This is a genomic window from Nocardiopsis oceanisediminis, assembly GCF_048595525.1.
Lineage (GTDB): Bacteria > Actinomycetota > Actinomycetes > Streptosporangiales > Streptosporangiaceae > Nocardiopsis_A > Nocardiopsis_A oceanisediminis.
Map to the genome: position 1 here is coordinate 1027326 of NZ_JAFMZJ010000001.1, position 22027 is coordinate 1049352.

Annotated in this window: 16 protein-coding genes; 6 read left to right on the top strand and 10 right to left on the bottom strand. The window is 75.7% G+C overall.

Annotated features, from left to right (window positions below):
- Positions 1-50: 50 nt before the first annotated feature.
- On the bottom strand, positions 51-992 hold the full coding sequence (locus J0910_RS04800) for an SAM-dependent methyltransferase (protein ID WP_420157298.1): 942 nt from the start codon (positions 990-992) through the stop codon (positions 51-53).
- Positions 993-1256: 264 nt separating this feature from the next.
- On the opposite strand from J0910_RS04800, the gene J0910_RS04805 reads away from it, so the two are divergent.
- Both J0910_RS04805 and J0910_RS04810 read left to right on the top strand, forming a co-directional pair.
- On the top strand, positions 1257-2672 hold the full coding sequence (locus tag J0910_RS04805; RefSeq protein ID WP_420157299.1) for a YcaO-like family protein: 1416 nt from the start codon (positions 1257-1259) through the stop codon (positions 2670-2672).
- Positions 2673-2771: 99 nt separating this feature from the next.
- Positions 2772-3623: an NAD(P)H-binding protein gene (locus J0910_RS04810; protein WP_420157300.1), complete on the top strand. Its 852-nt coding sequence runs from the start codon at positions 2772-2774 to the stop codon at positions 3621-3623.
- 364 nt (positions 3624-3987) lie between these two features.
- Here J0910_RS04810 and J0910_RS04815 read toward each other — a convergent pair whose 3' ends face one another.
- The 3 genes from J0910_RS04815 to J0910_RS04825 form a co-directional block, all read right to left on the bottom strand.
- On the bottom strand, positions 3988-4929 hold the full coding sequence (locus J0910_RS04815; RefSeq protein ID WP_420157301.1) for an AraC family transcriptional regulator: 942 nt from the start codon (positions 4927-4929) through the stop codon (positions 3988-3990).
- 217 nt (positions 4930-5146) lie between these two features.
- Positions 5147-5404 (bottom strand): hypothetical protein, encoded by a 258-nt coding sequence (locus J0910_RS04820; RefSeq protein WP_420157302.1) that lies wholly within the window; start codon positions 5402-5404, stop codon positions 5147-5149.
- Positions 5405-5538: 134 nt separating this feature from the next.
- Positions 5539-6297, bottom strand: coding sequence for a TetR/AcrR family transcriptional regulator (locus tag J0910_RS04825; protein ID WP_420157303.1), 759 nt, complete (start codon positions 6295-6297; stop codon positions 5539-5541).
- Between the two features lie 133 nt (positions 6298-6430).
- On the opposite strand from J0910_RS04825, the gene J0910_RS04830 reads away from it, so the two are divergent.
- Positions 6431-7636: a DUF418 domain-containing protein gene (locus tag J0910_RS04830; RefSeq protein ID WP_420157304.1), complete on the top strand. Its 1206-nt coding sequence runs from the start codon at positions 6431-6433 to the stop codon at positions 7634-7636.
- A 252-nt stretch (positions 7637-7888) separates the two neighbouring features.
- Here the strand turns inward: J0910_RS04830 and J0910_RS04835 are convergent, their stop codons facing one another.
- On the bottom strand, positions 7889-8521 hold the full coding sequence (locus J0910_RS04835; protein ID WP_420157305.1) for an RDD family protein: 633 nt from the start codon (positions 8519-8521) through the stop codon (positions 7889-7891).
- 40 nt (positions 8522-8561) lie between these two features.
- A complete protein-coding gene (locus J0910_RS04840; protein WP_420157306.1) occupies positions 8562-9167 on the bottom strand; it encodes an RDD family protein in 606 nt (201 codons plus the stop codon).
- A gap of 256 nt (positions 9168-9423) precedes the next feature.
- Here J0910_RS04840 and J0910_RS04845 point away from each other — a divergent pair, with 256 nt between their 5' ends.
- The 3 genes from J0910_RS04845 (at position 9424) to J0910_RS04855 (ending at position 13657) form a co-directional block, all read left to right on the top strand.
- Complete coding sequence (locus J0910_RS04845) at positions 9424-10359, top strand: phosphatidylinositol-specific phospholipase C (RefSeq protein ID WP_420157307.1); 936 nt, start codon at positions 9424-9426, stop codon at positions 10357-10359.
- 176 nt (positions 10360-10535) lie between these two features.
- Positions 10536-11999 carry an ATP-binding protein gene (locus J0910_RS04850; RefSeq protein ID WP_420157308.1) on the top strand — a complete coding sequence of 488 codons (1464 nt, stop codon included), beginning with the start codon at positions 10536-10538 and terminating at the stop codon, positions 11997-11999.
- A gap of 2 nt (positions 12000-12001) precedes the next feature.
- Positions 12002-13657 carry an RDD family protein gene (locus J0910_RS04855; protein ID WP_420157309.1) on the top strand — a complete coding sequence of 552 codons (1656 nt, stop codon included), beginning with the start codon at positions 12002-12004 and terminating at the stop codon, positions 13655-13657.
- Here the strand turns inward: J0910_RS04855 and J0910_RS04860 are convergent.
- The 4 genes from J0910_RS04860 to J0910_RS04875 form a co-directional block, all read right to left on the bottom strand.
- Positions 13614-14165 carry an RloB family protein gene (locus tag J0910_RS04860; RefSeq protein WP_420157310.1) on the bottom strand — a complete coding sequence of 184 codons (552 nt, stop codon included), beginning with the start codon at positions 14163-14165 and terminating at the stop codon, positions 13614-13616. The two genes, J0910_RS04855 and J0910_RS04860, sit on opposite strands and share 44 nt — an antisense overlap.
- A gap of 37 nt (positions 14166-14202) precedes the next feature.
- Complete coding sequence (locus J0910_RS04865) at positions 14203-15576, bottom strand: AAA family ATPase (RefSeq protein WP_420157311.1); 1374 nt, start codon at positions 15574-15576, stop codon at positions 14203-14205.
- A gap of 1298 nt (positions 15577-16874) precedes the next feature.
- Positions 16875-20162, bottom strand: coding sequence for a right-handed parallel beta-helix repeat-containing protein (locus tag J0910_RS04870; RefSeq protein ID WP_420161889.1), 3288 nt, complete (start codon positions 20160-20162; stop codon positions 16875-16877).
- A gap of 315 nt (positions 20163-20477) precedes the next feature.
- On the bottom strand, positions 20478-21980 hold the full coding sequence (locus J0910_RS04875) for a hypothetical protein (protein ID WP_420157312.1): 1503 nt from the start codon (positions 21978-21980) through the stop codon (positions 20478-20480).
- Between the last annotated feature and the right edge of the window lie 47 nt (positions 21981-22027).

The following is a 22027-nucleotide window of genomic DNA, read 5'->3' on the forward strand; positions in this document are numbered from 1 at the left end:
CCGGGGAGCCCTTCCCGGAAAAAGCGGCCGTCCGGGTCGGCGGGCGCGGATCACGCGGCGGCGACCACCACGGCGACCGAGCGGTCCGGGGTCGGTACCTCGCGGGCGGTGCGCAGGCCGGCGGCGGTGAGCCGGTCGGCCACCTCGTCCGGGGGCCAGGGGGTGACGCCGCGGCGGGACATCCGCCAGCGGAGCACGGCCTCCCGCACCGCGCCGGGGCCGGTGTCGCCGGGGGCGCCCTGCGGAGCGGAGCGGAGGGCGGTGGCGGCGATCAGCCTGCCGCCGGGGCGCAGCGCCGCCGCGACCCGGGGCAGGGCGGCCGCGGCGGCCTCCGGGGAGAGCACCGCCAGCGGCAGCCACACCAGGTCGTAGGCGTCCTCCTCGATGAGGCCGGCGACGTCCTGCAGGCGCGGTTCGACCCGGTCGCGCACACCCCGCTCGGCCAGGTGCCGCTCGGCCAGCCGGAGCATCCGCGGGTCGGTGTCGAGGCCGACGGCCCGGGCGCCGGGGATCCGCTCCACCAGCGCGGCCGAGACGCCGCCCACCCCGGTCCCGACGTCGAGCAGCACCGCCCCGGGGCGGAGCAGCAGGTCGGCGAGGCCCGGGTCGTGCCGGGCGGCGAGGTCCAGCAGGCCGCTCATCCGCTCGCCGGACGCCTTCCCCTCGGCGAGCAGCACCGCGTCGCCGTCGGCCGGCTCCTCGACGGCGCCCTCCGCGGCGTTCGCGGCCAGCCGGAGCATCCGGGCGGTGCGGTCGGGGAGCGCCCCCGCGTCGGGCCGGGCGTGCAGCGCCGCGCGGTACTCCTCCCGCAGCCTCCACCCGGACGCGGCCCGCTCGGCGAAGCCCGCGGCGCCGAGCAGCGCGCCGTGCTCCTCGGAGAGGCCGGTGCCGGAGCGCTCGGCGGAGACCGCCGAGGCCAGGGCCGCCAGCGTCCAGGCTTCGCCGACCAGCGCGTCGATCCGGGAGAACAGGTCGGTTCCGGGGGTCGCCATGGCGCGAGTCTGCCAGGCCGGGGGCGGAAAGGCACGGCGGTGAACAGGCGGATACCCGGCGAATTCCCCGCACCGGACCCGGTGACAGTCCCCGGAGGTCTGCTGTAGAAAGGCTCGGGTGCGGCACCGGCCGCACGTCCGTCTCCTGCACGAAGGAGGTTCCGATGGCATGTGTCGGGTACGACCTGACGGTTTCAGTGGACCACGTGGAAGACGTCGAGCTGCTGGTCGACGAGCTGGACGAGGCGACCGCAGCGGAGTCCGTTGAGCTCTGACCGGCTCCCCCCGGGCGGGGCCGGGTCGGCCCCGCCCCCCGCCGCCCTCCCGCCGCAGGTCGGAGCCTGGCCGGGCGCCCGCGAGCGGGAACTCCCCCTCGCCGAGGCGGACCGGCGCATCCGGGCCGACATCGCCGCCCAGGGCTGGCGGGCGCGGTACCGGTTCCTCGGCTCCGGCGACCCCGGGGAGCCCGCCGCCGCCCAGTGCGAGCTGTGGGGCCCCGACGGGACCGAGGTCCCCTACGGGCTCGGCAGCGGCAAGGGGGCGCACGCCCCGGCCCTGGTCGGAGCGGAGTACGAAGCGGTCGAGCACGCCCTGACCGGCCCCGGCCGGCTGGACGAGCTCCCGCTGGCCGCCGTGCCCGCCGCCGACCTGCTCGACGGCCCGTTCGCGGCCGACAGGGCGGTGCGCGACGTCGCCCGCCAGGACGGCGCCCGCGTCGCGGTGCTGCCCTACCGCGGCCTCGACGGCGGGCCCCCCGTCGACGTCCCGCTCTACCTGTGGGCGCCCTGGTACCCGGTGCCGACCGAGGGCATGCTGCGGTTCCGCGCGGAGTTCGGCGACACCGCCGACTACACGCACGCCATGTCCTACAGCGTCAACAGCGGCTGCGCGATCGGGGCGACCTTCGATGAGGCCGCGCTGCACGCGCTCAACGAGTGGGTGGAGCGCGACGCCCTCTCGCTGTTCCTGCTGGGCGCCGTCTACGACGGCGGGCCGATGCCCGGGGCGGTGCGCCCCGAGACGCTGCCTCCCCTGCTCCGGTCGCGGCTGCGGGCCGCCGAGGAGACGGTCGGCGCGCGGGTCGTCGTCCTGGACCTCACCACCGACCTGGGGATCCCGGTGGCCATGGCCTACGCCCCCGACCTGGCCGGCGGCGCCGCCCGCTACCACGGCATGGGCGCCTCGCTGTCCGGGGAGACCGCGGTGGACCGGGCGCTGACCGAGTTCGTCCAGGGCGAGCTGCTGGCCCGGGTGGTGGAGGCGCACCGGGCGGGCGCCGAGGACGACGGGCGCCCCGCCGAGCACCCCACCTTCGACCGGCTGGTCGCCGAGCACGACATCGCCGCGGGCGTGCGCCGCCGGCTCGCCGCCCACCCGCGCCTGCTGGCCTGCGCCCACCTGGACTTCGCGGACCGGCTCGCCGAGGCCCCGGACGCCGGCCCGCCCCCGGAGACCGTCCCGGAGGGGACCGGGGTGGCGGCGCAGCGCGCGGCGGTGGTCGAGCGCCTGGCGGCCGCCGGGCACCGCGCCGTCGCCCGGGAGCTGGCGGTACTGGAGCACGGCACCACCGTCGTCCAGGTGCAGTGCCCCGGCCTGGAGCGGTTCCACCTGGTCACCAAGGGCCACCTGGCCCTCCCCGGCGCCCGCGGCCGCCGCCACCGGGCCGTTCGCACGCCCTGACGGCCCCGCCGCCGGGCCGGCGGCGGTCCGTACCGACGGACATCCCCCGCGTTCTCCCGGACATGGCCCCTCGGGGACCCCGCGGGCGAGGATCGTGCCATGGCGAACGAGAGCGGAACGGTACTGGTCATCGGCGGCGGCGGAAAGGTCGGGCGGCGGGTCGTCGCGCGGCTGCGGGAGAAGGGGGTCGAGGCGCGCGCGGCGTCCCGGTCCGGGGACGTGCGGTTCGACTGGAACGACCCCGGGACCTGGAAACCCGCCCTGGAGGGGATCGACCGGGTCTTCATCACGCCGCTGGACACCACCCCGTCGCCGACGCCCGCGTTCGCGGCGGAGGCGGTGGCCGCCGGGGTGGAGCGCCTGGTGCTGCTGTCGGCGCGCGGCGCGGACGTCCCCGGATACTACGGCGACGGCGGGGAGGGCGTGCAGCCGCACCTGGACGGGGAGCGGGCGGTCCGCGGGTCCGGTGCGGAGTGGACCGTGCTCCGGCCCGGCTGGTTCATGCAGAACTTCTCCGAGGGGTCGTTCGTCGACGGGGTGCTCGCCGGGGAGCTGGCGCTGCCCGCGGGGGAGGACGGCGCGTCGGCGTTCGTCGACGCCGAGGACATCGCCGCGGTGGCGGCCGCCGCGCTCACCGAGGACGGGCACGCGGGGCAGGAGTACGAGCTGAGCGGGCCGCGGCCGCTGGGCATCGCGGCGGCGCTGGAGGAGATCGCGGCGGCCTCCGGCCGGACCGCCCGGTACCTGCCGGTCAGCGTCGAGGAGTTCACCGGCGGCCTGGTCGCGCAGGGCGTGTCCCGGGAGGAGGCGGGCCTGTGGGCGTCCGCGCTCACCCCGATCCGGACCGGCGCCGACGCCGCGGTCGCCGACGGGGTCCGGCGCGCTCTGGGGCGGGACCCGCGCGACTTCGCGGAGTTCGCTCGGGACGAGGCCGGGGCCTGGCGGGGCTGACCGCCCGGGGGCGGCGGGCCGGCCCGGGTGGGACCGCCCGCGCCCCGGGGCCGCCCGGAGGGCGGGGCCGGGGAAGGGCCGTCGGAACCCGGCCTCTCCCCGGTCGCGGGCGGGGACTCCGGTCCGCCCGATGCAGGCGGCCCCCGGTCCGCGGCCGGTACGGCCGGGCGGCGGGCGGCCTGTTCCGGCGGCGGGTGCCGGATCGCGGGCGGGGAGGGGGCGCCGCGGACGGGCGGGACTTCGGCCCGTCCGGTGCGGGCAGCGGTGCACCGGGGACCCGCCCGCGCCCCGCTGCCCGTCCCCGGTGGCGGGTGCTCGGGCCGGCGGGGCGGGCGGTCGCGCTGACCGGGTGTGGTCCCGCCGGTCAGCCGGCCGGGGCGCCGGCCTGTTCGGGGGCGGGGGCCGAGGCGCGGCGGTAGGCGGTGGGGCTGGTGCCCTGGACCCGTTTGAAGGCGGCGGAGAAGCCGAACGCGTCGGCGTAGCCCACGCGGCGGGCGACGGCGGCGACCGTCATGTCGGGGCGGGAGAGCAGGTCCGCGGCGAGCGTCATCCGCCACTCGGTCAGGTAGGCCACCGGGCCCTGGCCGACCAGCTCGGTGAAGCGCTTGGCGAGGGTGGTGCGGGAGACCCCGGCGCGGGCGGCCAGCGCCGCCGTCGTCCACGGGCGGGCCGGCTCCTCGTGCACCGCGTGCAGCGCCGGGCCGACCACGTCGTCGGCGAGCGCCCGGTACCAGGAGGGCGGGGCGGCCTCGGGCCGGTCGAACCAGTCGCGCAGGCTGCACACCAGCAGCCAGTCGAGCAGCCGGTCGAGCACGATCTGCCGGCCGGGGCGCTCCCCGCAGAGCTGCGCCTCCAGGTAGTCGCGCATCGCGGTGCAGTCCTCGTCGTCGGGGACGACGGCCACGCGGGGCAGCACCCGGAGCAGGCGCTGCGGGACCTCGGAGCGGACGTCGTAGGCGCCGGCCATCAGCACGGTGGCCGCCGAGACCTCGGAGCGGACCGAGCCGCCCGGGTCGCCGAAGACCCCGCCGCAGCGCACCTCCCGGACCGGCGCGAGGTGCCGGGGATCCGGGTCGTCGGTGAAGGCGAACGGTTCGGGCCCGCGCACGATGGCGGCCTCGCCCAAGCCGAGCCGGAGCGGCTCGCCGCCCTCGGGCACGATCCACCCGCCGCCGCGCAGCGGCACGCACAGCGTCAGGTAGGCCCCGTCGGTGAACCGCAGCGACCAGGGCGGATACAGCACCGACCGGCCGAAGACCGAACTCCGGCCCCGCACGTTCCGCAGCAGCTCGTCGAAGACGTCCATGCCGGCAACGATAGGCGGCCCGGCGGCCGGCCGCCGGGGCGGGCACCGGCCGGGTCCGCCTCGCGCGGGGTACTCCGGCGGCGCATCGCCGGAGGGGCGGGCGCGCGGCGGCCGTCCGGGCGGCCGCCGCGGGCAGGGCGGTACCTCCTGAAGAGCCCCTTCCCGAGGTGTTCACCGAAGGGCCCGCGGAGGGCGCTTCCGCCGGCGCCGATGGGCGTCATCGGCCCTCGGGCCCGTTTTCGAGCTGGTCGAGCAGGGAGCGCAGGCGCTGGATCTCGGCGATCAGGCCCTCCCCGTCGAGGTTCTGATAGGCGCTGTCCCGGGCATCGGCCGTCTTCGCCTTCGCGGCCTCCTCGGCCTCGGGGGCGGGGGCGTTCTCCGCCGGGCGCATGTGCTCCCCGGGGAGCAGGGACGCGGTCTTTGCAGGAACGTCTTCGAGGACCGCGGCAGGGGTGCGGGGGCCGATCTCGTTCATCCGGCCGTCCTCCGGTGCCGCGCGTGCGCTGCGGAAGGGGAGCGGGCGGTCTCCGCCGCGGGGCCGCCGCGCCGCCGGCCGAAGCGCCGTCCGGCCTCGCCCGCGGGTCTCCGGGGCGGGGCGGCCGGGCGGGGTCAGCGGTCCGCCCGGTGCGAGGCGTCGATCGTCGCGGCGATGCCGTCCAGGATGAGTTCCAGGCCGAAGGTGAAGTCGTGGTCCTCGGCGGGGTCGGCGGGGTGCTCGAAGACGCCGGAGGCGAACAGCTTCGCGGCCTCGGGGTAGCGGTCGGGGTCGACCAGGCCGGCCAGGGCGCGGCCGTAGGCCCGCTCGGCCTCGGCCTGGTCCAGGCCGGAGGCGCGGCGGCCCTCGGCCATCTGCCGGTCGGTGGAGCCGGTCCGCTGCACGTATACCGAGACCAGCATCAGGATGCCGACCTTGGCGCCCCAGTCCAGGCCGGTGCCGCGCAGGGCGCGGAGCAGCGCGTCCATCCAGCCGACCATGTTCGGGCCGCTCGGCGGGCCGCTGACCGGGATCTCGGCCAGCCAGGGGTGCTCCTCGAAGAGCGCGCGCAGGGCCAGCGCCCAGCGGCGCACCCCGTCGCGCCACTGCCCCGGGGGCGGGTCGATGTCCGGGACGGGGGCGCCGACGTGGTCCTGCATCAGCGCGAACAGCTCGTCCTTGGAGCCGACGTGCCGGTAGAGCGACATCGCGGTGAAGCCCAGCTCCTTGGCGACCTTCGCCAGGGTCACCCCGGCCAGGCCGTCCCGGTCGGCCAGTTCGACGGCGGTGCGCACGATCCGGTCGGCGTCCAGCGCGGCGGGCCGGCCGAGCCGCGCCGCCGTCGGCACCCGCCACAGTCGGCCCAGCTCCGGGGGTACTTCCTGGTCGGCCATGTCTGAAAGATACCGCCGCCCGCGGCGGCTCCGGGGCCCCGCCGTCTCGGGGGCCCGGCGGCCCCGTGTTAGTTTATGTCATATAGTTTTAGGCATAAATTAAGTCGGGTCCGGTGGGAGCGAGGAGATCGGGATGGCGGAGACGGGCAGGATGCGGGCGCAGAGGCCCGGACCGGTGCCGGACGGGGAGCGGGCGCTCGCGCCCGACCTGGCGCGCGGGGCGATGCTGCTGCTCATCGCGGTGGCCAACGCGGCAGGGCTCTTCCTCGGCGCGGCGCCCGGGGTGGAGCGGGACCCCGAAGGCGCCGAGCGGGTGTTCAACCTGCTCATGATCACTCTGGTGCACGCGCGGACCTACCCGCTGTTCGCGCTCATGTTCGGCTACGGGCTGGTCCAGCTCGCCCGCAGGCTGGACGCGGCGACCGGGTCGCCCGCCGCCGCGCGGGCGGTGCTGCTCCGCCGCAACGCCTGGCTGCTGGTCTTCGGACTGGTCCACGCGGCCCTGCTGTTCGCCGGCGACGTGCTGGGCGCCTACGGGGTCGCCGGGATCGTCTTCACCCTCCTGCTGCTGCACCGCAGCGACCGGGTGTACCGGATCGTGCTCTGGTACTGGGGCTTCTCCGCGGTCTACGTCGCGGTCCTGTTCGGGCTCGCCGTGCGGGGCCTGGCGGCGGGGAGCGGCGAGCGGGCGCCGCTGCCGCTGCTGGGGTCGGACTCCGACGCCGCGCAGGACTACCTCTCCTCGGCCGCCGCGCGGATGAGCGAGTGGCCGCTGCACACCCTGTACATGTCCGGGTTCGTGCTGGTGGTCTGGCTGGGCGCGTGGGCCGCCCGGCGGCGCGTCCTGGAGGAGCCGGCCGAGCACGTGCGCCTGCTCCGCACCGCGGCCGCGGGCGGCCTGGCGATCGGTATCGCCGGCGGCCTGCCGATGGGCCTCTACGCCGCGGGGTGGCTGGACGCCGACGCCGGCACCGCCGCGCTGCTCAAGCAGCTCTACCAGGTCTCCGGCATGTTCGGCGGGGTGGGCTACGCCGCGCTGTTCGGGCTGGCCGCCCTGGCCCTGGAGGGGCGGCGGCAGGGGGTCGCGCTCCAGGCGCTCACCGCGCTGGGGCGGCGCTCGCTCAGCGGCTACCTGCTCCAGTCGGCGGCCTGGCTGGTGCTGGTCGCCCCGTACCTGCTCGCTCTGGGCGAGCGCTCCTCCAGCCCGGCGCTGGCCTCGCTCGGCTGGGCGGTCGCGGTCTGGCTGGCCACCCTGGCCGCGGCCTACGCGATGCAGCGGAGGTCGCTCCGCGGCCCGGCCGAGGTGCTGCTGCGACGGCTCTCCTACCGGAGGCGCTGACCCTTCCCGGGCGGGCCGGTCCGGTGCACGGTGGACGCCGACACAGAAGCGGAGGACCCGATGCGCTCCCGGATGTTCGGCGGCAGCGGGCTTCGGGTGTCCGAGGTCCACCTCGGCGCCACGGGGTTCGGCCGGACCGGCCGGGGCGAGGTGCGCCGGATGGCGGACCTGTACGCCGAGGCGAATGAGGGCGGTTGTGGGCGACGGGCGGGAGGAACGCCACCGACACCGCCTCGGGGTACGGGGCCGCCCTCAGAGACGGACGACGACGGTGCGCGCGGCCTTGTCGTGCACGGTCTGCCGGCGGTCGTCCCACAGCGGCCAGAGCAGGTCGATCAGCAGGCCGATGTAGGTGAAGGCCAGGGCCGCCAGGACCAGTTCGCGGACGAGCGCGCCGCCGGCCGAGGGCGGCTCGCAGGTCTCCCAGACGACCAGCCTGCTCCGGCACAGCCGCTTGCCGAGGGTCCGGCCGGACCGGGAGTGGCAGCCGACCCGGTACACCAGGCCGAAGAGCAGCCAGCACGGCAGGCCGATGACCACGCCGACGATCATCAGCGGCGACGAGCCCTCCTCGTACCCGGCCGGGTCGGTGAGGTAGGCGAGGCCGAAGAAGGAGCCGATGATCGCGGCGCCGACGGCGATCCCGCCGAAGACGATCACCAGCCGGTCGATGAGGTAGGCGCCGACCCGGCGCCCGTAGCCGGCCAGCGGAGCCCCGTTCGGGGCGGTGAAGGGCGGCGGGCCCGGGTACGGCGGCGCGGCGGGCGGGTGGCCGTACCCCTGGGGCGGGTACCCCTGGCCGCCGTGCCCCTGCGGGTGGGCGGGGGCGCCGTAGGGGGAGGGCGGGCCGCCGTACGGCGGGCCGGGGGAGGGCGGGTGGGTCATCGGTCTCTCCGGGTCGGGGGGAGGGGGCCCGGGGGCGGCGTCAGTCGGAGACGACGACGGCGGTGTTGCCGACCTTGTCGTGCAGCGCCTGCTTGCGCGGGTCCCACAGGATCCACAGGCAGCTGATCCAGCCGAGCAGGCAGTAGACCAGCTCGCGGACGAACGTCCGGCCCTTGGCCGGGAGGCCGCCGCCGGTCTCCAGATTGACGACGTGCAGGCCCAGCATCCGCTTGCCGAGCGTCCGCCCCTTGCGGGTGTGCGACAGCCAGCGGTACAGGAACGGCGCGAGGAAGGCGAACGCGTAGGTGAGCACGATCCCGATGACCAGCACCGCGGCCGCCCCGCCGGTGAGCTCCTCGCTGTCGCCGGCCATGGCGAAGGTCAGCGCCATGGTCAGGCCGAGGGTCACCCCGATGGTGACGAAGAGGATCACCATCATGATCGCGGCGTCGATGAGGGCGGCGAAGAGCCGCTTGTCGGCCTCGGCGGCGTACAGGCCCGGCGGCAGCATCTCCTGCTGCTGGTACTGGCCGTAGCCCTGCTGCGGATGGCCCTGCTGGTACTGGCCGTACGCCTGCTGCTGGTAGCCGTGCCCCTGCTGCGGCCACCCCTGGCCGCCGGGCTGGTTCTGGTAGGACGGGTCCATCGAAGAGCTTCCCCTGAGGATCGAATGCGGTACCCGCCCCGCGGCGGGGCGAGCGGCCGCCCCATTGTCCCCTCTCCCCCGGCCCCCGTCGACCGCGGGTCCGCCGCCCGGGAGACAGGGCGTGTACAGCGGTTTCCCGGCCGGGACCGGCCGCTCCGGCGCGGGCCGGGGGAACGGGCCTTACCCCGGACCGGCGGGTGTGCCAGGATCGCACTGCCCTGGCAAGCGCCCCCGGCTCGTCGAAGGGACGACCCCCATGCCCCGCCCCTCCCTGCGCATGCTGATCGCCGGGCCGGCCGCCGCCGCGGTCCTGCTGCTCGGCGCACCGCTCCCGGCCGCCGCCGAGCAGGCCGCCCCGGCGCGGGCGGACTGGATGGCCGCGGTCCCCGACTCGGCGGGCGTCGCCGAGCTGTCCATCCCGGGCACGCACGACACCGGCGCGTGGCGCGGGACGGTCTGGTCGCGCACCCAGGACATGGACCTCGGCGCCCAGCTGGAGTCGGGGGTGCGCGCCCTGGACGTGCGGACCCGGCACTACCGGGACGCGTTCCCCATCCACCACGGGCCCGAGTACATGCACCTCAACTTCACCGACGTGGTCCGCACCACCGCGGAGTTCCTGGCGGAGCACCCGACCGAGACCGTGCTGATGCGGCTCAAGGAGGAGCACACCCCGGCGGAGAACACCCGCGGTTACGAGGAGACCCTCGACCACTACATCGAGTCGGACCCGGACACCGCGCCGCTCCTGTCCGAGCGGCTGTGGCGCCCGGACGGCGGGACCGCCCTGCCCGACCTGGGCGAGGTGCGCGGGAAGATCGTCATCCTGCAGGACTTCGACGCCGGCAAGGCGTACGGCCCGCGCTGGGGCGGGCCCGCCACCGACATCCAGGACGACTACCGGGTGCCCACCCTCTTCGACATCCCCGCCAAGTGGGAGAAGGCCCGCGCGCACTTCGAGCGGACCGCCGCCGGGGACCCCGGAGTGCTCCACATCAACCACCTGAGCGGGAGCGGGGCGCCGTGGGCCAACCCGCGCGAGGTGGCCACCGGCGGTCCGGGCTTCCGCGGCGTCAACGACCACGCCCGGGAGTACTTCGCCGATGCCGGCCCCGATCGGGCGGGCACGGTGATGATGGACTTCCCCGACCAGCCGCTCATCGACGAGGTGCTGGCCCGCAACCCGGGCTGAGCGGGGCGGCGGTCCGGGCGGCCGAGGGCCGGGACGGGGCGGGCGGACCGGGGGACGTCGGCGGGGTTGGCTAGACTGCGACCCGCCGCCCCTCCCCCCGTGAGCCCCCGACGCCACCGAGCACGACGGCGGTGCTCCCCGCGCGCCGGAGGCGCCCGCCGAAGAAAGGCCCGTTCGTGGATCCCTCCCGCGCGCAGCTGATCGCAAGCATCTCCGCGGCCGTCGAGGCGTCCCCCTCGGACCCGGTGCTCCGGCTGCACCTGGCCGGGCTCCTGCTGGACGCGGGGGACACCACGGCCGCCATCCCGCACATCGCCACCTCGCTCCAGCAGGACCCGCAGTCCGAGCAGGCCAAGGCGCTGATGGGCCGCGCGCTGGGCGCCCCCGGGGCCCCGGCGCCCCAGGCGGGGCCGCCGGCGCCGCCCGCGGCGGCACCCCCGGCTCCTCCGGTCGCGCCTCCCGTGTCCCCGACTCCTCCGGTCGCGCCTCCCGCGCCCCAGGCCCCTCCGGCCGCACCTCCGGCGCCGCCCGCGCAGCCGCCCGCCGCCCCGTGGGAGCAGGCCGCCCCCGCCGCCCCCGCCGCGCCGGCCCGGTCGGCGGACGAGGACCCGGGGGCGGAGCCGGCCGCCGGTCCCGGGTTCGGCTTCGCCGACGCCGGCCGGGGCGGGACGGCCCTGCTGGAGCGGGACGGCGACCGGGAGGAGCCGGACCCCGGCTCCGCCCCCTGGCCGGACGGCTCCGCGCCGCCGCTGGCCTCCGAGGACTTCCCGCCGGAGCCGGTGCGCACCACGCTCGCCGACGTCGCCGGGATGGACAAGGTCAAGGACCGGATCAACGCCGCGTTCCTGATGCCGATGCGCAACGAGCGGCTGCGCAAGGCCTACGCCAAGAGCCTCCGCGGCGGCCTGCTGCTGTACGGCCCGCCCGGGTGCGGCAAGACCTTCATGGCCAAAGCGGTCGCCGGGGAGATCGGCGCCCGGTTCCTCTCCGCCTCGGTCGCCGACATCGCCGACACCCGGATGGGCCGCGCCGAGCAGAACATCCAGGCGCTGTTCCGGCAGGCCCGGCAGTACCGGCCGTCGGTGGTCTTCCTCGATGAGCTGGACGCGCTGGGCGGCCGGCGCGGCAACGCCTCGGCGATGCTGCGGCCGCTGGTCACCCAGCTCCTCACCGAGCTGGACTCGGTGGAGGACGACAACGACGGCGTGTTCTTCCTCGCCGCCACCAACCACCCGTGGGACATCGACAGCGCCCTCAAGCGGCCCGGCCGGCTGGACCGGATGCTGTTCGTGCCGCCGCCGGACCGCAAGGCGCGGGCCGCGCTGGTCGCCTCTGCGATGGCGGACCGGCCCGGCGCCGGCATCGACCCCGGGAAGATCGCCAAGCACACCGAGGGCTTCTCCGGCGCCGACGTCGCCCACCTGGTGGACAGCGCCGCGGAGCGGGCCATGCTGGACTCCGCGCGCACCGGCACCGTCCGGCCGATCACCATGGAGGACTTCCAGGCGGTGCTGGCCGAGGTGCGCCCGTCCACCGGGCCCTGGCTGGAGACCGCCCGCAACGTGGTGGAGTTCTCCGGCGACAGCGCCTACGACGAGCTCGGCGCCTACCTGCGCGCCCAGCGGCGGACCCGGAGGTAGCGGTGGGGCCGGTCGCGGAGGCCGTCGAGCGGGCCGAGGCCCGGATCGAGATGAAGCGGCCTGAAGAGGCCCTGGAGATCATCGGGAAGGCGCTGGCCGGCGAACCGGAGAGCGCCGAGCTGTGGCTGGTCAAGGGCAAGGCCCACCTCACCGCCGGCGACCCCGGCGGCGCGGTGGAGGCGGCGCGCCGCGCGCTGGCCGCGGGGGCGGACGGCGGCGCCGCGCCGTACTACCTGCTCGCCCTCGCCCTGCTCCAGAGCGACCGGGCGTACGAGGCGCTGGACCCGGCGCTGACCGCGGTCCGGCTCGCCCCGGAGTACGCCCGCGGGCACGCCCTGGCCGCGCTCGCCCTGGCCGACCGGAGCCGCAAGCGCCTCCCCGGGGCCGACCGGGCCGCCGCCGACGCGCGCGCCGCCGCGGCGCAGGCGGTCGCGCTGGCCCCGGAGGAGGCGTGGGTCCAAGGACAGGCCGGGATGGCCTACCGGTGGCTCAAGGACCACGCCGCGGCCCGGCGCCACCTGCACGAGGCGGTCCGGCTCGCCCCGGACTACAGCTGGGCGCTGACCCAGCTGGCGGTGGTGGAGTCGCAGCGGCACCGCCCGGTCAAGGCGCTGCGCCTGGCGCGCTCCGCGCTCGCCGCGGACCCGGGCAACTTCACCGTGCTGCGCGCGGCCTACGGCGAGTGCCGCGCGTTCACCGCCCGGATGGTCTGGGGCTGGGTCGTCCTCGGCCTGATCTCGCTGCTCGCGCTCGCCCCCGCGAGCGCCGCGCCGGAGGCCGGGGGCGTGCTCCGGATGATCACCGCGGGGACCGCCACGGCCGTCCTCGCCTTCGCGGTGTTCACCGCCTGGCGCGTTCCGGCCCAGGTCCGCGGCTTCCTGCTGAACCGGCGCCGCGGCCGGGCGTGGGCGGCCAGCCTGCTCGCGACGGGGCTGTCGGCGGCGGCCATCGGCTGGGTGCCGCTCTCCCACGCGTGGATCCCGGGGCTGCTCTTCCCGGCGGCGGTGATCGCGCACGCGGTGCTGGTCAGGGCCGTGGACAAGGACGCGCAGGCCCGCTTCGAGGCGGGCGAGAACCCGGAGGGGCGGCCGCGGCGGACGAGCGGCCCGGGCCCGATCCCGCCGCACGCCCGCGCCGGCGCCCGGCCGGGGCTGCGCCTGGCGGCGCTGCTGCTGGACGCGGTGGTCTGCGGGATGCTCGCCTTCGCCGTCTACTTCGTCGGCATGCTGGTCAACACGGTGATCACCCTGGGCGTGCTGGGCGACGACACGGAGGCCTTCATGATCGGCACCTTCACGGTGCTGGGCCTGGTCGTGGCGGTGCTGTTCTGCTACCACTGGCTGCCCGTCACCCGCCTCGGCGGCACCCCCGGCAAACTGGTGTCCGGGCTGCGGGTCATCGACCCGGCCACCGGCCTCCCCCCGACGGCGGGCCGCGCGGCCGCCCGCTCCGCCCTCCACTTCCTCCTCGGTCTGCTCCCCGTCCTCGGCTACACCGCCGAGGCCCTCGTCATGCAGCGCGACCGCCCGCACTACCGCGGCCTCAAGGACGACCTGGCCAAGACCTGGGTGGTCCGCGTCCTCCCCTCCTCCCCACCGCCCCCCGCGCAGGGCGCTACGCCGGCCCGGCCTTCGCCCCCCGGCGGACCGCATCGATGAGGAGCCAGGCGCTGGTCGACGGGTTGGGGCCGACGGTGCAGGGGGCCTTGGGCGCGTCCGAGACGCGCAGGGCCCGCCTCTTGGCCTCTTCATGCGCCCCGAAGGGGAAGTCCTTCGGAAGGCGCTTGGCGTACCTGTCGATGTGTTTGCAGAGCTTCTCTCTGCCCAGCACCGAGCGGTGGATCGAACTCGTGTAGTCCTGGAAGTGGTAGAGGAGCCAGAGCTCGAAGCAGGGGTTGGAGACCACGGCGTCGACGCCCTCCCGCTTGGCGAGGGCGACCGCCTGATGGAGCCGGGTGTGCTCGTCGACGTCGACCAGGCACCAGACCTCTTCGAAGCGGAGGTTCGCGTCCCGCTGGCGCTTGGCGTTCTTGGCGGCCTCGTCGCGCTCTTCGACGGCCCGCTCGACGACCCGCAGCGGATCGTGTCCTTCCCCGATCGGAACGATGTCCACGGGGAGCGCCGCGAAATGGCGTTTGAGCCCGTTGAGGTAGTCGACCTCGGTCACTTCGCCTTCGCAGACCACCAGGATCCGCGGTTTCGCCTCACGGTGCGGCTTGCGCCGGGAGAGATCCTTCTTCGCCCTCCGGGGACGGGTCATCGGCACCCCTGTGCAGATCTATGAACATCGACCGGATGTCGTCGAAGTCGACGAACGGGACCGCCCCGTAACGCCCCTGAAGATATCCTCTTTCGGTGTTCTCTGCGCCGCGCGGGTGGAAATCGGCGAGCGAGTAAAGTGCGGTGGCGCCACTGCGGTCCTTCTCGGTGAACCAGACTTCGTCCCGTCTGAGCAGGTCGCTTTCGAGCATGCTGCCGAGGAGCGTGGTGTCGTGGGAAGCGAAGACGAGCTGTGCCTGTTTCGGGTTGGTCTCTGGATCCTTGAAGATCCTGATCAGAGTGGAGGAGAGCATCGGGTGGAGGCTGGAATCGATCTCGTCCACGAGGAAGACGCCGCCGGTGATGATGGTGTGCAGCATCTGTCCTGCGAGAGAGAGCCAGACACGGGTTCCGTCGCTCTCCTCGTCCAGGTCGAGCTTCCGGGGGCGGCCGTCGGCGCTGTGAGAGAGCGTCAGCCTGGTCTCCAGATCCTTCCTGGTATCGGACAGGAGGGATTCGGCCGTTCCGCTGTCGGTTTCGAAAGCCTTGATCGCTCGGCTGATCTGCTCGAAGTCTTCATCCGGAATCGGCGTTCTTTCCAGTGTGACCCTGGATATTCCGAGGTCGGCCACGCGGACCAGGTGATCGACCAGTGCCGGTAGATTTTTTTCCTGCAGGAGGATCTTGATGACGCGCAGGCGGTGGCGCTCATCATCGAAGTCGTGTGCGGCGTACGTCATTCCCTGGGTGAGGGACCGGTAGACGCGGAGAAGGGTCGGGTGGTCGTTGGAAGCCGCTGTCGAAAGGTAGAGGGCATTGGCCCGAGTGAGCCGCTGGATCCGCCTGACCTCGCCGGTGAGCGATCTGCCGAAGCGGTAGTCCTCTTTTCCGTGCCCGGAACGCTCGAAGAGCCGCCGGGCACGGCCGTTCGGGTACGCGAACAGCCATTCTCCGGTGACCTCGTCATCGGTCACCTCGAAACCGTAGGTATGCCGTTCCCCTCTGTGGACGAAGTCGACTTCGTAGAACGAAGGGGAGGAACGGGATGTGTCGTCCAGCCGGAAGGGGCGCCGGGGGAATCCTCCTTCGGGTCGCCACCGTGTGTGAGAGTCCGACACCGCGCGTTGCATCCAGCGCAGCGCGTCCAGCACGTTCGACTTCCCCGAGGCATTGGCGCCGTAGATGCCCGCCACGCGCACGGTCGGAGGCAGGGCGTCGCCCTTGGGCTTCGGTTCGCCGCGCTTGGGGACGGCGACGAGGGAGAGCTCCTGCTCCTCGCGGATGGACCGGTGGTTGGCGACGCGGAACCTGAGCAGCACGCGCGGCCTCCCTCTTCGTGTCTGACACGCCATGACTCTTGCGGTGAGCATCGTATGCAGAGAAACACCGAACAACGAAGAGTTTTGCCGTAAGCAAGCCGTAAAAAACATCACTGACGCAACTTCGAAGTGATGTCTTGCCGTGTGGAGACCGAAGGGGCAGGGCCGAGCGCCCCGGCCGGGTGCGGTGTCTCGCGGGGCGGGGGTTCAAGCGGGCAGCGACGGCGGGAGGGGGACCGGCCGGTCGGTCAGGCGCGGCGCCCCGCGGAGCGAAAGTTCAGACCAGCGGCGACGGCGAGGGTAGGGCCGGGGTGAAGGCCTCACCCGGGTGCGGCGTCTCGCGGGGCGAAGGTTCAAGCGGGCGGCGAGGGCGGGAGGGCGTGCCGGCTGGTCGGTCGGGTGCGGTGGGGCAGGGTGGGGCGGCAGGGGCGGAGTAGGGGGCGGGGGCGCCGTTCCGGCGTTGCTCTGGCGGCGAGGTCGGCTGCCTCTGAAACCGCTGCCCCTCTCTGGCCTGACCGAATACGCAGGGTGATGGCGGTGTGGGGTGCCCTGCGCACCGCGAGAGCACCCCGGTGATTCCCGGGCGCGCATCCCGGCCCGGATCGGCCCCCGAGAGGTCTGAATCGCCCTGATCGGGCCGGTGGTGAGGGGTTCGAGCCGCCCGGAAGGCAGGGAAGTAGGGGGCCGGAAGTCGGGGAGGGGAGGCGTGGGGGCGGGATGTCGTTTTTGTTCTCCTGGGAAGCCCCGTTTGGCCACTCTGGGTAATCGGCGTGGGGGTGCTGGGGGCTTCGGGGCTTACTACTCGCTGGTAGATGTAATCGGGGTGCCGCAGAGGTGCGCAGGGCGCCCCTGCCCCTGCCTGATCCCTGCCGCAAACCGGGCATAGGGGATAAGACCCCTCCTGGTGGGCGCGGGCCGGGCCGGTGAGCGCGGCGCCCGGCCCCCTCTCGCCTTCGCTGCCTGCTTGAACCCTCACCCCGTGGGGCGCCGCGCTCGGGCGACCGCCTCCGCTCCGCCCCTACCGCTGCCGTCGCCGCCTGCTTGGACCTTCGCTCCGCGAGGTGCCGCGCCCGGCTGGGGCGCCCGGCCCCGCCCCTTCCTTGGCCGTCGCCGCCGGTCTTGACCTCGACCCCGCGGGGCGCCGCGCCGGACCGACCGGCCGGTGCCCACCGCCGCCGTTGCTGCCTGCTTGAACCCCCGCCCCGCGGGGTGCCGCGCCCGGCTGGGCGCCGCGCCCGGTTGGGGCCGGGGCCGCGCCTGGGGGAGGGGAGGCGGCGCGGCCCCGGGGGCGTGCGGGGTCAGGGCACGTCGGCGGGGGTGAGGACGACCATGTCGTCGCGGGTCGGCTCGGTGAGCGAGATGAGCCGGCCGGCCTGGCGGGTGATCATCTTCTCCAGCACCTGGCGGGCGTAGCGGGCGTTGCCGAAGGCGTCGGTGCGCGGGACCGAGTCGAAGTGCGCGAGCAGCGCCTCCGCCGTCTCGGCGGGGATCCGGTAGCCGCCCGCCTCGGACATGCCCTCCACGATGGAGACCAGTTCGGGGCCGGAGTAGTCGGCGAACGGCACCCGGTGCGCGAACCGGGAGGCCAGGCCCGGGTTGGAGGCGAGGAACCGGTTCATCTCCGCGTCGTAGCCGGCGACGATCACCGCCACCTCGTCCCGGTGGTCCTCCATCAGCTTGACCAGGGTGTCCACCGCCTCCTGGCCGAAGTCGTTCCCGCCGCCCGCCGGGGTCAGCGTGTAGGCCTCGTCGATGAAGAGCACCCCGCCCTTGGCCTTCTCGAACACCTCGGTGGTGAGCTGCGCGGTGTGCCCGACGTACCGGCCCACCAGGTCGGCGCGGGCCGCCTCCACGGTCTGCCCGCCGGGCAGCACGCCCAGCGCGTTCAGCAGCCGGCCGTAGAGCCGGGCCACCGTCGTCTTACCGGTACCGGGCGGCCCGGAGAACACCAGGTGGTGGCTGAGGGTCGGCACCGGCATCCCCAGCTCGCGCCGGCGGGCCGCCGCCACCAGCACGTTCACCAGGTCGTTGACGACCGTCTTCACCTCGGCGAGCCCGGTCAGCCCGTCCAGCTCGGCGCGGAGGGCCGCCACCTCGTCGGTGCCGGCGCCGGACTCCTCGGCCTCGGCCGCGTCGCCCAGGTCCTCGGGGACCAGCAGGGTCAGCTCCGCCGGGTCGGCGGGCGGGTTCTCGCCCAGCCGGTGCGCCTGCCGGTCCACCATCTCCTCGAACACCTTGCGCGCCTCGCGCCCGTTGCCGAACGCCGGCCCCTTCGGCATCTGGTCGAAGTAGCGGAGCAGCAGCGGCGGCAGCCCCTCGTCCAGGGTGTAGCTGTGCCGGGAGCCCAGGCTCCGGACGATCTCCACCAGGTCCTCCGGCCGGTAGTTGGGGAACTCCACGGTGCGGGCGAACCGCGAGGCCAGACCGGGGTTGGAGGAGAGGAAGCCCTCCATCTCCGGCGCGTAGCCGGCGACGATCACCACCACGTCGTCCCGGTGGTCCTCCATCAGCTTGACCAGGGTGTCGATGGCCTCCTGGCCGAACCCGCCGCCGCCCTCCGCGGAGAGCGTGTAGGCCTCGTCCACGAAGAGCACGCCGCCGCGCGCCTTCTCGAACACCTCGGTGGTCTTGATCGCGGTGGCGCCGACGTACTGCCCCACCAGGTCGGCGCGGGCCGCCTCCACCACGTGGCCGTAGCGGAGCACGTCCAGGTCGGCCAGGAGCCGCCCGTAGAGCCGGGCCACCGTGGTCTTGCCGGTGCCGGGCGGGCCGGCGAACACCAGGTGCCGGGCGACCGGCGGCGACGGCAGCCCCATCTCGGCGCGGTGCCGGGCCATCCGGTTCCGGTTCACCAGCGTGGTGACCTCGCTCTTCACCGTCTCCAGGCCGATCAGGGCCTGCAGCTCGGCCAGCGGACCCTCGTCCTCCTCCTCATCGGCGTCCCGGCCGGAACCGCCGCCGGGCGCCCCCGGGACCGGCGCGCCGGCCGGAACCGCGTCCGGGCCGTAGCTGTCCTCCGCCCGGTTGCCCTCGCTGACCAGCTCCTCGGCGCGCACGTGCGACCCGGCGACGGTCTGCCGCAGCCCGGCCCTGCCGTTGTCCCGCACCGTGCAGCCGTCGACCAGCACGTCCTCGCCGCTGCCGACGAGCACCCCGTCGGCCTCGTTGCCGAACAGGTCGCAGGAGCGCAGCACCGCCCGGCCGCCCGCGGCGACCAGCGCGCCGTTCCGGCCGTTGCCGTGCACCCGCACCCGCAGCGCGGTCACCTCGCCCTCGGCGTGCACCGCCAGTCCGTCCCCGCCGCACCCGGAGACCTCGCCGTCCCGCAGGTCCAGTACGGCCCCGCCGGAGGCGGTCACCCCGTTCTCCCGGGCCTCGGCCACCCGCAGCCCGGTGACGGAGAGGCGGACCTCGCCCGAGGCGTGCACCCCGGCCCGGCGGGCCTGCGCCACCTCGACGTCCTCCAGCCGGCCCCCGCCGCCCTCGAACCGGATGCCGTGCCCGCGCACCCGGTGCAGCCGGACGCGGCGCAGGAACGGGGCGGCGCCGGAGAGCACCGACACCCCCGCCCCGGCCGCCCCGTCCACGGTCAGCTGGTCGAACTCGGCGGTGGAGTCCTCGGCGACGACCACCCCGCCGCCCTTGGCCGCGTGCACCTCCAGCCCGCTGAACGCGGTCGAGGAGCGGCCGGCGACGCGCACCCCGTCGCCCCCGGCCTCGCGCACCTCCACCCCGGTGAGCAGCCCGCGCGCCTTCTCTTCGGCGAGGACGCCCTCGCGGCCGCTGCGCACCACCGTCACCCGGTCGGCGCGCGGGTCGGTGCCGCCGTGCAGCACCAGGCCGCGGCCGGCCGCGTCGCGCACCTCCACCTCGGACAGCCGCACCGCGGAGCGGGACGACACCACCACCCCGTCGTCGGCGACGTCGTGCACCCGCAGCCGGACCAGCTCCGTCGCGGCGTGCTCGTCCACCGCCACGGCGGGCTTGGCGGTGCCGCTCACCTCGCACTCCTCCACCAGGCCCGCGCCGCCGCCGGCCGCGTAGACGCCGTTGCCGCCGGCGTCGCGGATGGTGCACCGGCGCACCTGGGGGGCGCCGCGCTCGTTGATCACCAGGCCGCTGGTGGCCACGTCCTCGATGACGCAGTCCTCGATCACGCTGGGCTGGGCGGAGGTCACCACGATGCCCGCGCCCTCGGTGCAGGTCACCCGGCAGTCGCGGAGCGCCAGCGCGCCCTCGTCGCGGGCCAGCACCGCCGCCCAGGCGGCGCCGTCCACCCGGCACTCGGCCAGCTCCACCTGCCCGGCGGCGGCGTCCACCACCGGGGCCTCGGGGTCGCGGCCGCGCAGCACCAGCCCGGTCAGTTTGACCGCCTCGGCGATGGAGGTGATCAGGCTCCCCTCCGAGCAGAGGAGCTCCACCGAACCGGGCTCCTCGGCGGCCATCAGGGTCACCACCCGGGTGAGGACCAGCTTCTCGTCGTAGCGCCCCGGCGCGAGGGAGAGCACCGCCCCGTCGCCGGCGGCGGCGACCGCCTCGCCGATCGTGCGGTAATCGGCGCCGCCCGACGGGTCGACGGTGCGCATGTGCGGGGTGTTCAACTCTTCGTCTCCAAGATCGTTCAGGTGGACGCGGCCGATCGCCGGGTGGACGGCGCCGCATGGGCGGCGGCCGGGCGGACGGGGCGCCGGCGGCGGACCGGTGCCGGGCCCCGGTCCCAGAATGCCGCCTCCGGCCCCAGCGTGCCGCCCCGGGCCGACAGTCCCCGGGGAGCGGCCCCGGAGCACCGCACCGGCCCCGCGCCGCCCGGGGCGCGGGGGAGCGGTGCGGTGCTCATCAGGGGGCCCGCCGCCCCGGCGCCGTCCGGGCGGCCGCCGGTACTCCGCTCACCGCCGCTCCGCTCACCAGCACTCCGCCTCGACGACCGAGGCGGGGAGCTTCCCGGCGCTGCCGGTGTTGGTCAGCCGGAGGGTGAACGACCGGTTCACGTCGCCGAACTCGGTGACCGCCCAGTAGTTGCCGCCCTCGGGCCTGCCGATCTTGTACACGCCGCGGTTCTCGCCGCCGGCCCGGTCCCCGTTGAACAGCTCGTAGTGCGCGGGCTCGCCGCTCTCCCACAGCGGGTGGCCGTCGTTGACCACGAGGATGCGCAGCGCGCAGGTGGCGTTTGTGGTGCCCGGGGTGAACGTCCAGGTCGCGGCGGTCTCGGCGTAGGAGTTGGGGTCGCCGCTGACCGGGAGGGCGTCGTAGGAGTCGTCGCAGCCGAGGTCGGTGTAGCCGGAGGAGCCGGTCCGCTCGATGCCGCCGCCGTGCAGGGCGTAGGAGGCGCCCCTGTCGTCGCAGCCGGGTCCGGCCACCGCGACGTAGTTCCCATCGTCCTTGACGTCCCGGGAGCCGGGGGAGGAGTCCAGGTGGGTGGAGAACGGGCCGCCCTCCTCTGCGGCCTGCGGGTCCTGCTTCTCCGGGGCGCCGCCGCCGGAGCCGCCGTCACCGCCGCCCTCCCCCTTCCCGGGGCCCTTCTCCTCGGGCCGCTCGGGGGCCTCGGCGCCGCCGCCCTTGCCGCCCTCCTCGCCGCCGGGGCCGTCCTCGCCCTTCGGGGCGCCCTTCTCCGGGTCGGCCTCCGCGTCCTTCTCCCCGCCCTCGCCGGGCCGGTCGCCGGGGCCCTTCTCCCCGTCCTTCTCTCCGTCCTTCTCCCCGCCTCCGCCGGCACCGCCTTCGCGGTCCTCGCCGCCTTCGCCGTCCTCGCCCTCCCCGGGGGCGCCGTCGACCAGGGACTGCGCCGGGGCCTCGCCGACCGGGCCGGAGCCGCCCTCGCCGCCCCCGCCGCCGGACTCCCCGCCGCCTCCGCCGTCCTCGCCGTCCTCCTCGCCGACCGCGCCGGGCGCCTGCGGCAGGACGTCCGGGACGAAGCCGCCCGGGTCCTGGCCGCCGCCCGCACCGCCGTCGCCGGGCACCACCGGTCCGCCGCCCGCCGCGGGCACCTGGGCCCCGGCGGGGGCGCCCGCGGCGTCGGCCGGGCCGCCCTCCGTCCCCGCGGCGCCCGCGGCGCCGGCCAGCCGCATGCCCGTCTCGGAGAAGCCGAAGGGGGCGGCGACCAGCATCAGGCCGGCGATGGCGGCCAGTGCCATGGTGGGCTTGCCCGGCCGGTGCGCGCTGTCCGCGGCGCCCTTGCCGTCCACCGCGGGCCGGGCGCCGAACCGGCCCAGCGCGGCGGTGAGCCCGGCCGCGGCGCCGGCGGGGGGAGCCGTCCCGGCGGCCGCCGCGGCCGCGGCGGCGGGGCCGGCGGGGGCCGGCGGCCGGGGCGCGGACGCCGGGCCCGGCTGCGCCGCGGCCGACTCCGGTGCGGGGTCGGCCGAGCTCATCAGGGCTCCGGGCCGCTCGGCCTTCGCGGATTCTCCTGCCATGTCTCGGTTCCTCTCTGAATGGGGCCGGTCGCGGGCGGGGCGCCGCG

Bases quoted from the DNA above. Each gene is read 5' to 3' on its own strand.
- J0910_RS04800 (WP_420157298.1), bottom strand. From the start codon at position 992: ATGGCGACCCCCGGAACCGACCTGTTCTCCCGGATCGACGCGCTGGTC.
- J0910_RS04810 (WP_420157300.1), top strand. From the start codon at position 2,772: ATGGCGAACGAGAGCGGAACGGTACTGGTCATCGGCGGCGGCGGAAAG.
- J0910_RS04815 (WP_420157301.1), bottom strand. From the start codon at position 4,929: ATGGACGTCTTCGACGAGCTGCTGCGGAACGTGCGGGGCCGGAGTTCG.
- J0910_RS04820 (WP_420157302.1), bottom strand. From the start codon at position 5,404: ATGAACGAGATCGGCCCCCGCACCCCTGCCGCGGTCCTCGAAGACGTT.
- J0910_RS04825 (WP_420157303.1), bottom strand. From the start codon at position 6,297: ATGGCCGACCAGGAAGTACCCCCGGAGCTGGGCCGACTGTGGCGGGTG.
- J0910_RS04830 (WP_420157304.1), top strand. From the start codon at position 6,431: ATGGCGGAGACGGGCAGGATGCGGGCGCAGAGGCCCGGACCGGTGCCG.
- J0910_RS04835 (WP_420157305.1), bottom strand. From the start codon at position 8,521: ATGACCCACCCGCCCTCCCCCGGCCCGCCGTACGGCGGCCCGCCCTCC.
- J0910_RS04840 (WP_420157306.1), bottom strand. From the start codon at position 9,167: ATGGACCCGTCCTACCAGAACCAGCCCGGCGGCCAGGGGTGGCCGCAG.
- J0910_RS04845 (WP_420157307.1), top strand. From the start codon at position 9,424: ATGCCCCGCCCCTCCCTGCGCATGCTGATCGCCGGGCCGGCCGCCGCC.
- J0910_RS04870 (WP_420161889.1), bottom strand. From the start codon at position 20,162: ATGCGCACCGTCGACCCGTCGGGCGGCGCCGATTACCGCACGATCGGC.
- J0910_RS04875 (WP_420157312.1), bottom strand. From the start codon at position 21,980: ATGGCAGGAGAATCCGCGAAGGCCGAGCGGCCCGGAGCCCTGATGAGC.